Here is a 13455-nt window from a genome sequence, read left to right as displayed (position 1 = left end):
GAAACAGGTGTTTTGACACAGTTTCGGGGCAAACAGATGAATCTGCGGTTAAAGCGTCAGAAGAAGTTGCTTAATGCGGTTTCAGCGCGCGGAATGTCCGGCACGGGCCAGTGATACCGCGGCTCCAAGAAGGGCTCCTGTCGCACCCAGAATCATCAGGACAAAACCCAGTGCGATCAGCGTGCCAACAAAGCTGCCGAGCGCGGCAAGCATGGCCAGCAACAGGCCAAATAACCCGACGAAGGTCGAAATGGTTGCCAAACGTTTCATGCCGCCCCTCGCTCAACTATGCGCCACATTCAATGACCGATATGGCGTGCAAAGGCTGGAGTTCAAGTCGTAGTGGGGCCTGACAGCTGTGTCAGGCCTGTTCCGCCTGTCCTTTCGGCAGAATCTTGTCGACCTGCTCAAATCCGGGCGTTCCCCGGTCCTCGGGGTGGCGAGCCAGGTGCTTAGCTTTTATCTGTTCCGAGTTGTCGCGGCTGCCGTCGTGGCTGTAACCCGGCGGTGCGAAACAATAGGCCAGACGTTGCCGCAGTGTCAGGCCGGGCTGCGTGGCGTCGTGCCAGATGCCGACCCATTCGTGAAACGCAACGCGCAAAGGGTTGAAGGTGCCGATATTGTGAACCAGCCCGTAATCGACCCGGTCGTTTTCCTGTTCAGGCACAAATGTCCCGAACATCTTGTCCCAGATGATGAAAACTCCGGCGTAATTGCAATCCAGATACCGTGCGTTTCGGCCGTGATGCGCGCGATGATGGCTGGGGGTATTCATGACCGCCTCAAACCATCGGGGCATCTTGCCGATGGCCTCGGTGTGAATCCAGAACTGATAGATCAGGTTCAATCCGCCAACGAACAGAACCATGGCCGGATGGAAACCCAGCAGGATCAGCGGCGCGCGAACGACCATCATGAACGTAAAGGTATAGGTCCAAGTTTGCCGCAGCGCTGTGGTCAGATTGTAGTGCTGCGAGCTGTGGTGGTTGACATGGCTGGCCCAGACCCAGCGAATGCGATGCCCAAAACGATGTACCCAGTAATAGCGAAGATCATCCAGAACAAAGCACAGAATGATAACGGGAATTGACGTGCCAAGATCCAGAGGAGTGATCTGCCAAAGCCACATGAAAAACGCATAGGCGATAAAGCCCAGCAAAAAGCCCGACGCGATGTTCCCGGCCCCCATGATCAGCGAGGTCACCGCATCGCGCGTTTCATACCGACCGCCTTTGCCTTTGACTGCGATCCACAGGAATTCTGCCAGAATAGCAGCGATGAAAAACGGGACGGCCCATTGCACCGCATCGGGGAAGCTTACCTGGTCTGTCATGCGGGCCTCATCAAGTGTTGCCAGTGTTGGCGTTCGGTCTGGTCAAGGTGAAGGGTCGCGCGTGGGGTGCTGAAGTCGTGAAACCGAACTTCGATGCCATTGGCAGTCTCAAGCCAGTCGAAATCCTGGAGTTGCCGCGCAACGGTGTCGGCCCCGAAGGACCAGATCAACCCGGCCCCATTCTGTGTCCGCACCAGCGCCGCGTGACCGTCATGGGCGATTGTCACGCCGATCACCGTGTCATCGGGAAAATGCCGGAGCCACTGGCGTGGCGCCGTGTCCGGCGTCAGCACATGCAACCGCGACTTGCCTGTCAGATGCAGCAACAGCGTAATCCCGGCTATGCCCCCAACGACCAACACCAATAGAATTTCCAGCGGCATTCCGTCCTCCTTAGCGCAGAGTGCAAAGGAGTCGAAACACTGTCAAAGGTGGCGTCGCGTCAGCTGTGTTCCAAAACCAAGGCTTTGATCGCAGCCATCCGACAAGCAGGAATACTAGTCGGAGATCATGTAGGTTACTTGATCTCCCTTGCCTCTCTTGCGTACATCTTTGGTGGTAGCAGCATCGGTGGCCATCCAAAAAACACCCGCCATCGCGGCAACTCCTGCAATAGAATTCATCAAAAATCCTCCGAGTTGAATGCCCGGAGGAAATCAAGATTTGCTGATATTAAGGCTATTTCCTCAGTTTTCTGCGCCAACAAGCGTCGAGATAATCGCCTTCGCGCTATCCGAGTTCCATTCAGCATCACCGATCAGCCGCGCGATTTCCTGACCTTCGGGATTCAGAATGACCGTGATGGGCAACGCGATGATGCCAAACTCGCGCGCGGCAGCCGAGCTGAGGTCCTGATGACGCGGCAGGTTGGAGATGCCATTCTCTTCAAAGAACTTCTTGATCCCTGCTGGTGAGTTGCGGCCTGTGGCAAGGGTCAGGACCTGAAACTTGTCACCCCCAAACTCGTCCTGCAATTCGGCGATCTGCGGCATTTCTTTGCGGCAGGGGGCACACCAGGTGGCCCAGAAGTTCAGCAGAACATACTTACCCTCATAATCGGCCAGCGTGCCGACACCCCCGTCATCTTCCCGCTGAAACTCGATCACTTTTGCCCGTTTGGGCTCCTCGTGCAGGATCAGACGTTTCAGGCTGTCTTCCCGCAGAGGAGCCAGCGTTTCTGCATCGGTCGCAAAAGCGGCGTTTGCACCCAGCGCAAGGGCCATATAAAGGGGGATCAAACGAATTAGGCGCATATCAACTCCGGGTTTTCTTACATGACCGATCAATCCTCGAACCAGATGTGGGGCGGCCGCTTTGCCGCCGGTCCAGACGCGATCATGGAGGCGATCAATGCCTCGATCGGGTTCGATCAGCGGATGGCAGCCCAGGACATCGCAGGCTCGCGCGCCCATGCGGCCATGTTGGCTGCCACAGGCGTCATAAGTGATAGTGATGCGCAGGCCATTCGGGAAGGGCTGCTCACCGTTTTGTCAGAAATCCAGAGCGGCACGTTTCAGTTTTCGACCGCGCTGGAAGACATCCACATGAATGTCGAGGCGCGGCTGAAAGAGATCATTGGCGAGCCGGCAGGCCGTTTGCACACAGGGCGTTCGCGTAACGATCAGGTGGCGACGGATTTCAAACTGTGGGTCCGGGATCAGTTTGATGCGGCGGAGTCCGGTATTCTGGCCCTGATCCGCGCGCTTTTGGCGCAGGCCGAAGCAGGCGCCGATTGGGTCATGCCGGGCTTTACCCATCTGCAAACTGCGCAACCCGTAACTTGGGGGCATCACATGATGGCCTATGTCGAGATGTTTGGCCGCGACCTGAGCCGAGTCCGCGACGCCCGTGCCCGAATGAACGAATCCCCGTTGGGGGCTGCCGCGCTGGCAGGCACATCCTTCCCCATCGACCGCCATATGACAGCGCGGGCGTTGGGCTTTGATCGCGCCGCCGCCAACTCGCTGGATGCCGTCAGCGACCGCGATTTTGCATTGGAATTCCTGTCGACCGCCTCGATCTGCGCCTTGCACCTGTCGCGTTTTGCCGAGGAATTGGTGATTTGGTCTTCGGCCCAGTTCCGTTTCGTGTCCCTGTCCGACCGGTTTTCGACCGGCTCGTCGATCATGCCGCAGAAAAAGAACCCGGATGCAGCTGAACTGATCCGCGCCAAGGTTGGGCGCATCTATGGGGCCAACACCGCGCTGATGATGGTGATGAAGGGCCTGCCGCTGGCCTATTCAAAGGACATGCAGGAAGATAAGGAACAGGTCTTTGACGCCGCCGACAACTGGATGCTGGCGCTGGCGGCGATGGAAGGGATGGTCAAGGACATGACCGCCAACCGCGACAGCCTTGCCGCCGCCGCCGGCTCGGGTTTCTCGACCGCGACGGATCTGGCCGACTGGCTGGTACGCGTGCTGGGCCTGCCGTTCCGGGATGCGCATCACGTCACCGGATCACTGGTGGCCATGGCCGAGGGTAAGGGTTGTGACCTGCCCGACCTGACACTGGACGATATGCAATCGGTCCATGGTGAAATTTCGGATGACGTCTACTCTGTCCTTGGCGTCGACAATTCGGTAAACTCGCGCCAGTCCTACGGCGGTACCGCCCCCGATCAGGTGCGGGTCCAGATCGAACGATGGAAGGCAATGGTATGACGACCGCGCTACGTGCGATCCTGATTACGGTTTCCGGCCTGGTACTGGCCGGGTGCGGGGCTGATGGCGAGCCTGACCAACCAACTGCCCCTCAGCCCGCGGTCAGTGCCACAATCGGGGTTGGATCAAGCGGTGCGTATGTCGGCGGAGGTGTCGGCCTAAGTCGCGGGCCGCTGGGCATTTATCTTGGATTCTGACCCCTTTGCGTGTTGCGCCTCCGGTCCTGACACCTCATGTTGCGCGCGCGTATCGATCACCTGTCACACAAAGGAATGGTATTGAGATGAGAATTCTGGGACTGGTTTGTGCACTTGCGGTTTTGGCGGCCTGTGAGCCTTCGTCAGCGCGACGCCCGGAACCTGCGGCCGAACCAAAACAATCGGGCACCGGCATTTCTATCTCGGGCTATGGCCGAGTTGGTGTTTCAACTCAAAACTAAACCGGGACCAAGGATACGGAATCCATTGATCCGAAGTCCTTTTATGGTCTAAGCGCGCAAGCATGGATCACTTTTTGTACCGCGACGGCGCGCTTTACGCCGAGGATGTCCCCGTCTCCGAAATTGCAGCCGCGGTTGGAACACCGTTCTACGTCTATTCCACGGCTACATTGTTGCGGCATTTCAAACTGTTCGATGACGCATTGGACGGCACCGATCATCTGATCTGCTACGCGATGAAAGCGGCCAGCAATCAGGCGATCCTTAAGACATTGGCCCAAGCAGGCGCTGGGATGGACGTGGTCTCGGGTGGAGAATATCTGCGGGCGAAGGCGGCTGGTGTTCCCGGTGACAAAATCGTGTTCTCAGGTGTGGGGAAAACAGCGGACGAGATACGCATAGCGCTGAGCGGTGGCATTCGCCAGTTCAACGTCGAGTCCGAGCCCGAGATGGAAGTGATCAACGCCATTGCGCTTGATCTTGGCGTAATAGCGCCGATCACCGTCAGGGTGAACCCGGATGTCGATGCCAGGACGCACGCTAAGATTGCCACCGGCAAGTCTGAGAACAAGTTTGGCATTCCGATTGCCCGCGCCTCGGAAGTTTACGCCCACGCCGCCAGCCTGCCGGGGCTGGAGGTGATCGGCATCGACGTTCATATTGGCTCGCAACTGACCGAACTTGAACCGTATGAGCTGGCCTACACAAAGGTGGCCGAGCTAACCGAACGCCTCCGCTCTGAAGGTCACAACATTCGGCGTCTCGATCTGGGTGGTGGTCTGGGCATTCCTTACACCCGGTCGAACAACGCACCCCCATTGCCGATTGAATATGGTGCGCTGGTCAAGAAAACTCTGAGCCATCTGGGCTGTGAGATCGAGATTGAGCCCGGACGCCTGATCGCGGGCAACGCCGGGATCATGGTCAGCAAGGTGATCTATGTGAAATCAGGCGAAGGTCGCGACTTTTTGATCCTTGATGGGGCGATGAACGACCTAATCCGCCCCGCAATGTACGAAGCTTACCACGATATCGTTTCGGTGCAGGAACCTGTCGCCGGTGTGGAACAGCGCCCTTACGACATTGTCGGTCCGGTCTGCGAATCCGGGGATACCTTTGCCAAGCAGCGCAATATGCCGCCGCTGAAATCGGGTGATCTGGTCGCATTTCGCAGCGCGGGTGCATACGGTGCGGTGATGTCCAGCGAATACAACACCCGCCCGTTGATCCCCGAAGTTCTGGTGAATGGCGATCAATTTGCAGTCATTCGTGAACGGCCAAGCTTTGACGAAATCATAAACCGCGATACCATACCATCGTGGCTTTGACGCGATAACCGCGCGGGCCCGTCCCGGAGGCCCGTCTTGACCAACAGAACGAACCTGCCCATTCCGCGCCTGTCCCTGTGGCTAACCCATCTCGGTATGGTGGCTGAACAGGTGCTGCGCGCGTTCTGGCCTGCGTTCTCGATTGTTCTGGCTTTGCTCGCCGCTCTGATGCTGGGGTTGCAGGATCATCTGCCCGTTGAAATTGTCTGGGGTGCTGGTGCGCTGTCGTTGATATCTTTTGGTGCAGCATCTGTCCGGGGTGTCACGAAATTCAAACTGCCGTCCCGCGCTGATGCGCTGGCGCGGCTGGATGAGGCTCTGCCCGGTCGACCGATTCAGGCTTTGCTCGATGATCAGGCAATCGGTGCCAACGATGGGGACTCGGTTGCCTTGTGGCAGGCGCACAAAGCCCGCATGGCACAGCGTGCGGCCACTGCTGAGGCTGTGAAACCAGATCTTCGGCTTGCGTCGCGCGACCCGTATGCGTTGCGCTATGCCGCTCTGCTGGCATTTGTTGTGGCGCTGATCTTTGGATCGTTGTGGCGTGTGGGTTCAGTGGCGGACATGACCCCGGGCACGGCCGTGGCTGGACAGGGTCCAACTTGGGAAGGATGGGTGGAACCCCCCAGATACACAGGTTTGCCGACCTTATATCTTGCCGACCAAACGGGGGCGGCGCTTTCTGTTCCCAAGGGCAGTCGCATCACCTTGAGACTGTACGGTGAGGTCGGCGCACATAGTCTGACCGAGAGCAGTTCTGCCAGCGGAACCGAGGCGGCAACAGACCCGGAACTGGAGTTTGTCGCCGAACGCTCGGGTCAGTTGCGCATAGATGGACCGGCGGGGCAGGACTGGTCGGTGCTGGTCATTGATGACGCGGCTCCGAAGATCGCGGTTTCCGGAACCGCCGAGTCTGAAGCGGGCGGGCAGATGAAGCTGCCATTTTCCGCCAGCGATGATTACGGCGTGGTTTCGGGCTTGGCCCGGATCGAGTTGGATCAGGCGGCGATTGACCGTCGGTACGGACTGGCGGTCGAGCCAGAGCCGCGCGAGGTGATCGAAATCGAATTACCCATGCCGATCACCGGTGACCGCGCAGATTTCACCGAAGACCTGATCGAGGATTTCTCGCAACATCCGTGGGCGCATCTGCCGGTCAGGATTACCTTGAGGGCAACAGATGCAGCGGATCAGCAAACGTCTTCGGATCCCTATGCGACGGCATTGCCAGCACGGCGCTTCTTTGATCCGCTGGCGGCAGCCGTGATTGAGCAAAGGCGCGACTTGCTTTGGTCGCGTTCCAATGCGCCTCGTGTCTCGCAAGTCCTGAGGGCTGTGTCGCACCGCCCTGAGGAACTGTTTCGTTCTGACACAGCCTATCTGCGTCTGCGGGTTGTTCTGCGGCGATTGGAAACTTTTCATCGATACGGGTTGAAACCCAAACAACAAGAGGAGATTGCACAGGCCCTGTGGGACCTTGCCGTACTGATCGAGGACGGGACGCTGGCGGATGCATTGGAACGAATGCGCCGCGCGCAGGAACGTCTGACCGAAGCAATGAAGAACGGGGCCAGCGATGAAGAAATAGCGGAGTTGATGCAGGAATTGCGCGAGGCGACGCAGGATTACCTGCAGCAATTACAACGGCTGGCACAGCAAAATGGTGAAGACGGCGAGCGTCAGCCCGGCCAGAATGGTGAATCTTTGCAAATGACGCAGGATGACCTGCAACGCATGATGGACCGTATTCAGGAACTGATGGAACAAGGTCGCATGGCCGAAGCTCAGCAGGCGCTGGAAGAATTCCAGCAGATGATGGAGAACATGCGTGTAACTCAGGGTCAGGGCCAAGGGCAGCAATCTGAAGGCCAGCAGGCCATGGAAGGTCTCGCCGAAACCCTGCGCGAACAGCAGGGTCTTAGCGATCAGGCCTTTCGTGATTTGCAGGAACAGTTCAACCCCGGCGCGCAATCAGGTGAAAGCCAAGGGAACGAAGGTCGCAACGGTGGTCAAGGTCGGGGGCAAAGCCACGAAGGGCAGGGCGGACAGGGTGAAGGTTCGGATCAGGCCGGAGACGGTGAGCAGGGGCAAGGTTCGCTCGCCGACCGACAGCAAGCGTTGAGAGACGAGCTGGGTCGCCAGCAACAAGGACTGCCCGGTGTCGGCACACCCGAAGGTGACGCCGCCCGCGAAGCGCTGGATCGGGCCGGGCGTGCCATGGACGAGGCCGAGCAGGCCCTGCGTGGCGATGATCTCGCCGAAGCTATCGACCGTCAGTCCGAAGCGATGGAAGCGTTGCGCGAAGGGATGCGGTCGCTGGGTGAAGCTATGGCGCAGGAACAGCAGAACCAACCGGGGCAGGGAACACAAGACGGCGACATGCAGGCCAACAACCGCGATCCGCTGGGCCGAAACCCGGGTGCTGCGGGTTCGATTTCAACCGACGAGAACCTGTTGCAAGGCGAAGATGTCTATCGCCGGGCCCGCGAGTTGCTGGATGAAATCCGTCGCCGGACCGGTGAAACAGACCGTCCCCAGATCGAGTTGGAATACCTCAAGCGGTTGCTGGAGCGGTTCTAGCTCTCAGTTCTGCGCTCCAGATCCTGCCTGAGTTTCGAGCCAGATTCGCGCCTGATCCACCAGCGACACATATGAGCTGAGCAGCGGATCGGCCTGCGGTACAGCCTCGCTGATTTGGCGGGCATTCCCGTAGATCAGGTACAGAACCACGCCGATGATCAGCATCAGCGCAAAACCACGCAAGAACCCGCCGGACTTGCGGGGCGCCTGCGCCACATCTTCTGCGGGGTCGGACCGCATGCTCGAGTTGATGGCATCGACATCCGGCAGTGCATCCTTTTGCCCGGCATCAACGGCGGTTTCCGAAGTTGCAGGGCGTTTGGGCCTGACCTTTGGCTCTGGTGGGGCTTCTAGGCCCAGATCGGGCTGGCTTTCCAGGCCGCCGCCTTCCTGCGCGCGCAACTCTGCTTCTCGTGCGGCTTCTTCTTTCAGGATACTGGCGACTGATGGGGCAACATTTCCTGTGGATGCAGCAGGTTTTTCAACCTCTGGCGCTGTTTTTTCTGCGGGCTCGGCGTCCTTCTGGGCCTCGACCTCGGTGTCAGGTGTATCTGCCACAACAGGCTTGTCCTCGGGCGCGTTCGGTTCAACCGTCGGCTCGGATGGATGCTTGGCCTGAAACCAGGTTTGATCGCAGTTCGAACACTGCACGTCGCGGCCTTCCTCGGGGATGACCTCGTCAGGAACTTCGTACTGCGCAGTGCAATTCGGACATGTAAGACGCATACTGCCTCCTCGACCGGGTGAAGGGCCGATAATAGTTTTTTCAGGGATGATATTCCGTTAAGACCCAACAGCAAAGGGCGTTTTCGGTTTCATAGGTCAAGTGTCACCAATTGGACTCGGTAGAGCCATTGAAACCGTCGCCCTGCTCGGGCAAGAAGAGCGGCAAAATATTGGGGGCACGTGTGATCGAGCTGGAAAATGTCAGCTATACCTACGGTGGCGGCGAGTTGCTGAGCGATGTCTCGGTTCAATTACAGCCAGGGTCGTTCCATTTTCTGACCGGGCCGTCGGGGGCGGGCAAGACGACATTGCTCAAGTTGTGTTACGGGGCGCTGTTGCCGACCTCAGGGCGTCTTAGCGTGTTTGATCAGGACGTCTCGACCCTTGATCGGGATCAGCTGGCCGTGCTGCGCCGCCGTGTCGGCGTTGTGCATCAGGATTGCCAGTTTCTTGACCATATGACGCTTGCTGAAAATGTCGCCTTGCCACTGATGGTGTCCGGGCGCGGGGAATCGTCCGGGCAAGACAATCTGACCGAACTGCTTAGCTGGGTGGGGCTTGGTGCACGTCTCGAAGCACGGCCACCGGAATTATCCGGCGGTGAACGTCAACGAGCAGCTCTGGCGCGTGCCGTCATCCTGTCGCCCGATGTCATATTGGCGGATGAACCCACGGGCAATATCGATTGGGAGATGTCGCAACGTTTGTTGCACCTTCTGGTTGAACTGAACCGCATGGGAAAGACCGTTCTGATTGCCACCCATGACCTGAGCCTGATCCGAGCTGCAAAAAGCCATGTTCAGGCGCGTGTTTTGCGGATTTCGCAGCGAAAGCTGCATCTGGCGGGGGCAGACCTGTGACTGGGGCTGATATCCGAAACCTGCTGCGCGGCGATACCCGTGCTGACCGCGTTGTTCCGCCAACCGGCTACACTGCCCACCTGACCCTGTTTGTCGCTGGTGCCATGGCATTTCTTGCTGTTTTCGCTTTGGCTTTGTCCCTCGCCTCTGGCCGCATCGCGGATCGGTGGGCTTCGGAACTGGCAGGCGCCGCAACCTTACGCATCAATGCACCGGCCGAGCAGCTTGCTGCCCAAACAGAAGCGGCATTGACCGTCCTCAGCCAGACACCCGGTGTCGCGTCTGCCCGTGCGCTTAGCGCAGATGAACAAGCCGCGTTGCTGTCACCTTGGTTCGGGCCGGACCTGCCGTTGGATACTTTGCCAATCCCACAGCTGATCGAGATCATCGAGGGCGAACCCGGTCTGGATGCGCTCGGGCTGCGATTGCGATTGGGGGCCGAGGTACCCGGCGCGGTTCTGGATGATCATACGCGATGGCGCGAACCGCTGGTCGATGCTGCGATGTCCCTGCGTCGTCTGGGGTGGATATCAATCCTGCTGATTGGCGGTGCGACCGCTGCGATGATTACCCTTGCAGCCAACGCCTCACTTGCGGCCAATGCGCAGATTATCGAAGTTCTGCGATTGGTTGGCGCGCAGGATGGTTTCATCGCAGGTGCTTTTGTGCGGCGGTTTACCTATCGCGCGTTTTTCGGCGCCTCGGTTGGGACCCTGCTGGGAATGACTGGTGTCTTGCTTTTGCCCGAAGCTTCGGACGCGGGCGGATTTCTGACCGGAGTTGGATTTCAGGGTAAAGACTGGGTGTTGCCGGTTCTTATCCCCGTCCTTGGGGCAGCCGTTGCCTTTGTTGCCACATGGGCCGCAGCCCGACGCAAGTTGAAGGAGCTTTCCTGATGTTGATGGCAATTCAGTGGGTTCGTTCCCTCATCTTCATGATTGTAATCTATGCCTGGATGCTGATCCTTGGCATCGCGTTTCTGCCTTATGCTCTGTTTTCTAAAAACGGTGCGCTGAAAGCGTGTAAAACCTACGCCAAAAGCACCATGTGGCTGGCCCGGTGGATGGTTGGTATTCGCTGCGAGGTGCGGGGCAATGCCCCGACGAATGAAGTGGTCATCGGGGCCAAACATCAGTCGTTTCTTGATATCATCATGATTTTCGACGCCATTCCGCACGGCAAGTTTATCATGAAGCGCGAGCTGTTGTTCACACCCGTTATTGGCATGTATGCGCGACGCCTTGGCTGTATCCCGGTCAATCGAGGCAAGCGCGGTGCGGCTGTGGCAAAAATGGTCAAGGACGTCTCAAAAGAGTTTTCTGAACCCGGACAGCTGGTGATCTATCCGCAGGGCACGCGTGTGGCGCCGGGCGCAAAGAAACCCTACAAGGTTGGTACGGCGATTCTGTATGAAGGCCTTGGTTTTCCGTGCGTTCCGGTTGCGACGAATGCTGGCGTGTTCTGGCCCCGCACAGGCGTTTTGCGTAAACCCGGCCTTGCTATTGTAGATTTTCTGGAGCCGATCAAACCGGGTGTTGCCCGCGATGAGTTCCTCGCGCGGTTGGAGAAAGTGATTGAAACACGCTCGAACGAGTTGATGCGCGAAGTGGGGTTTGATCCTGATGGAATTCATTGAAAAAGTAGAAGCTCTCGAGGCGTTGTACGGAACGCCAGGTGCTGCTTCGTTACGAAAGGTCGTTCGACACTTAACTCCGCTCTATCGCAAGTGGATTGAAGCCTCGCGTCTTTGCATTCTCAGTACAGTTGGTCCCGAGGGGGTAGACGGAAGCCCACGCGGGGACGATGGTGCTGTTGTGCGCGAATTGAACCAAAAAACATTGGCGCTGCCTGACTGGCGGGGAAACAACCGCCTGGACAGCTTGCGTAACATCGTTCGGGACCCGCGCGTTTCGCTGATGTTCTTTGTGCCGGGCTCTGACAATGTCGTTCGGGTGAACGGAACGGCCCGATTGACCGCAGACGCGGCATTGCGCAACCAGTTCGAAAAGGCTGGCAAGGTTCCGGCGACGGTTATCGTTGTGCAGATTGATGAAATTTACAGCCAGTGCGCGCGTGCACTGATACGCGCCCGAACTTGGACTTGTGGCGACGAAAGCAAGGACCTTCCGACGATTGGGCAGCTTCTGTCCGAGGCGTCAGAAGGTGAAGAGGGCGGCGCGCAATATGACAAAGACTGGGCTGCACGCGCCGCCAAAACAATGTGGTAGGTAACGGACGGCTGTTCAGTCAAGCTGCGGCGGCTCCGATTCTGGACACCTTTTTGATCCAGCGATCAACGCTGCCCGGTTTGGGATAGCTTGCGCCTGAAAAGTACGTAAACCGCGTTGGTTTGAAGCCAACAAACCCGAGGATCTGGCCGCGAACCTGCCGAATAAGCGCTTGCCTGTACATCAGACGCATGAACCAGCCGGGCGTATCTGAGGTCAGGATAACGCGCGCGGTGCGTCCGGTCAGCATCGGGGCTGGCAGGCCGGCCATCGTCGTGTTGCGGGTGTCGAATGTCCGTCCAGGTATGAACATCCGGTCAATCAATCCTTTGAGTTTTGCAGGCAGCCCGCCCCACCACATAGGTGTGGTCAGGACCAAATGATCGCTCCATTCGAAGTCCTGCAACACGTGTTCCAGAACCGGTTCAAGCGGCTTGAAGTCGTGATAGTTGCCCTGACCGAAATCAAAATCGAACTGTAGGTCGCTCAGATGGACTATCCGGACGTCATGTCCGTTTTTGCGGGCTGCCTCGCCATAGGTTTCTGCGAATGTGCGTGACAAGCTGCTTTCTGCAGGATGTCCATCGAGGATGAGGATTTTCTTGGGGTGCATTGTAGTTCTCCTGAAAATGACCGTGGTCAGTTTATAGAATCAAAAAATGACCACGGTCAATATAAAATTTGACCACGGTCAAAAAATGTGCGATTGGGCGTTATGCAAAAAACGATCCAGAAACGTACCATCAAGACCCGCGCCAAGCTTCTCTCAGCTGCGGAAGAGGTTATCCGACACGGCGGATATGAAGCTTTGCGGGTGGATGAAGTTGTAAAGGCCGCGGGTGTTGCCAAGGGGACCTTCTTTGCGCATTTCCGCGACAAGGACGCGCTGATGGAAATCTTGATAGCGGACAAGCTGAATGCGTGTCTGGATCTGGCCCAATCCGGAACTCCACCCAAAACGGTACCAGAGATCATCGCTTCGCTGGAACCGGTCCACGAATTCATGACGTCCGAACGGTACGTGTTCGATCTGTTGATCAGATACTCGGGGGCAACGGCTATCGCAGATATTGGGCCGATTGCCTATTGTTTTGAACGATATTTTCGGGTCGTGATGATGTGGCTTGAAACCGCAGAGGTGCGCAAGGATGTACCATCTGAGCTGTTGGCAGAAGGCGTGCAGGCCTTTGCCATTCAGGCCATGTCCTTACAATATTGCGCGCTGCATTCAGCGACAACGTTCACAGACAGACTGGAAACATATCTGGATGCATGGCTGACCCCGGCAAGCTGATCGC

Annotated in this window: 16 protein-coding genes; 9 read left to right on the top strand and 7 right to left on the bottom strand. The window is 57.8% G+C overall.

The window, feature by feature from the left end; all coding sequences use genetic code 11:
- Window positions 1-81 precede the first annotated feature (81 nt).
- The 5 genes from AC2FNC_RS04035 to AC2FNC_RS04015 all read right to left on the bottom strand — a co-directional run bounded on the left by AC2FNC_RS04035 (window position 82) and on the right by AC2FNC_RS04015 (window position 2586).
- On the bottom strand, window positions 82-270 hold the full coding sequence (locus AC2FNC_RS04035) for a hypothetical protein (protein WP_480475045.1): 189 nt from the start codon (window positions 268-270) through the stop codon (window positions 82-84).
- A gap of 91 nt (window positions 271-361) precedes the next feature.
- Entirely contained in the window at window positions 362-1333 is a 972-nt protein-coding gene (locus AC2FNC_RS04030; RefSeq protein WP_209506579.1) for a sterol desaturase family protein, read from the bottom strand.
- Window positions 1330-1716, bottom strand: a complete 387-nt coding sequence (locus AC2FNC_RS04025) for a hypothetical protein (protein WP_480554221.1) — start codon at window positions 1714-1716, stop codon at window positions 1330-1332. The genes AC2FNC_RS04030 and AC2FNC_RS04025 overlap by 4 nt, the downstream gene beginning before the upstream one ends.
- A 114-nt stretch (window positions 1717-1830) precedes the next feature.
- Window positions 1831-1956: a hypothetical protein gene (locus tag AC2FNC_RS04020; protein WP_480554220.1), complete on the bottom strand. Its 126-nt coding sequence runs from the start codon at window positions 1954-1956 to the stop codon at window positions 1831-1833.
- A 63-nt stretch (window positions 1957-2019) separates the two neighbouring features.
- The gene (locus tag AC2FNC_RS04015) at window positions 2020-2586 is read right to left on the bottom strand and encodes a TlpA family protein disulfide reductase (protein WP_496714669.1); all 567 of its coding nucleotides are present in this window, start codon (window positions 2584-2586) and stop codon (window positions 2020-2022) included.
- 21 nt (window positions 2587-2607) lie between these two features.
- On the opposite strand from AC2FNC_RS04015, the gene argH reads away from it, so the two are divergent.
- The 4 genes from argH (at window position 2608) to AC2FNC_RS03995 (ending at window position 8343) form a co-directional block, all read left to right on the top strand.
- The gene (argH, locus tag AC2FNC_RS04010; protein WP_480518424.1) at window positions 2608-3996 is read left to right on the top strand and encodes an argininosuccinate lyase; all 1389 of its coding nucleotides are present in this window, start codon (window positions 2608-2610) and stop codon (window positions 3994-3996) included.
- Complete coding sequence (locus AC2FNC_RS04005) at window positions 3993-4193, top strand: argininosuccinate lyase (protein WP_480518426.1); 201 nt, start codon at window positions 3993-3995, stop codon at window positions 4191-4193. Before argH ends, AC2FNC_RS04005 begins: the two co-directional genes overlap by 4 nt.
- Window positions 4194-4497: 304 nt before the next feature.
- Window positions 4498-5763, top strand: coding sequence for a diaminopimelate decarboxylase (lysA, locus tag AC2FNC_RS04000; protein ID WP_480518427.1), 1266 nt, complete (start codon window positions 4498-4500; stop codon window positions 5761-5763).
- Between the two features lie 96 nt (window positions 5764-5859).
- Window positions 5860-8343: a TIGR02302 family protein gene (locus AC2FNC_RS03995; protein ID WP_480518636.1), complete on the top strand. Its 2484-nt coding sequence runs from the start codon at window positions 5860-5862 to the stop codon at window positions 8341-8343.
- Between the two features lie 3 nt (window positions 8344-8346).
- Here the strand turns inward: AC2FNC_RS03995 and AC2FNC_RS03990 are convergent, their stop codons facing one another.
- Window positions 8347-9069: a zinc-ribbon domain-containing protein gene (locus AC2FNC_RS03990; protein WP_480475061.1), complete on the bottom strand. Its 723-nt coding sequence runs from the start codon at window positions 9067-9069 to the stop codon at window positions 8347-8349.
- Between the two features lie 182 nt (window positions 9070-9251).
- Here AC2FNC_RS03990 and AC2FNC_RS03985 point away from each other — a divergent pair, with 182 nt between their 5' ends.
- Genes AC2FNC_RS03985 through AC2FNC_RS03970 form a run of 4 tightly spaced genes read left to right on the top strand, consistent with a single transcriptional unit; the run spans window position 9252 to window position 12157 of the window.
- A complete protein-coding gene (locus AC2FNC_RS03985; protein WP_480476894.1) occupies window positions 9252-9929 on the top strand; it encodes a cell division ATP-binding protein FtsE in 678 nt (225 codons plus the stop codon).
- Window positions 9926-10825, top strand: coding sequence for a cell division protein FtsX (locus AC2FNC_RS03980; RefSeq protein WP_480518429.1), 900 nt, complete (start codon window positions 9926-9928; stop codon window positions 10823-10825). The genes AC2FNC_RS03985 and AC2FNC_RS03980 overlap by 4 nt, the downstream gene beginning before the upstream one ends.
- The gene (locus tag AC2FNC_RS03975) at window positions 10825-11565 is read left to right on the top strand and encodes a lysophospholipid acyltransferase family protein (protein ID WP_480475065.1); all 741 of its coding nucleotides are present in this window, start codon (window positions 10825-10827) and stop codon (window positions 11563-11565) included. Before AC2FNC_RS03980 ends, AC2FNC_RS03975 begins: the two co-directional genes overlap by 1 nt.
- Window positions 11552-12157, top strand: coding sequence for a pyridoxamine 5'-phosphate oxidase family protein (locus AC2FNC_RS03970; RefSeq protein ID WP_480475066.1), 606 nt, complete (start codon window positions 11552-11554; stop codon window positions 12155-12157). The genes AC2FNC_RS03975 and AC2FNC_RS03970 overlap by 14 nt, the downstream gene beginning before the upstream one ends.
- A gap of 19 nt (window positions 12158-12176) precedes the next feature.
- Here the strand turns inward: AC2FNC_RS03970 and AC2FNC_RS03965 are convergent, their stop codons facing one another.
- Window positions 12177-12770, bottom strand: coding sequence for an NAD(P)H-dependent oxidoreductase (locus tag AC2FNC_RS03965; RefSeq protein ID WP_480518435.1), 594 nt, complete (start codon window positions 12768-12770; stop codon window positions 12177-12179).
- A 102-nt stretch (window positions 12771-12872) separates the two neighbouring features.
- Here AC2FNC_RS03965 and AC2FNC_RS03960 point away from each other — a divergent pair, with 102 nt between their 5' ends.
- Window positions 12873-13451, top strand: a complete 579-nt coding sequence (locus tag AC2FNC_RS03960; protein ID WP_480475070.1) for a TetR/AcrR family transcriptional regulator — start codon at window positions 12873-12875, stop codon at window positions 13449-13451.
- Window positions 13452-13455: the final 4 nt, after the last annotated feature.

Source organism: Ruegeria sp. BHSA123 (assembly GCF_059613425.1).
This window is presented reverse-complemented; position numbering and strand designations above follow the sequence as displayed.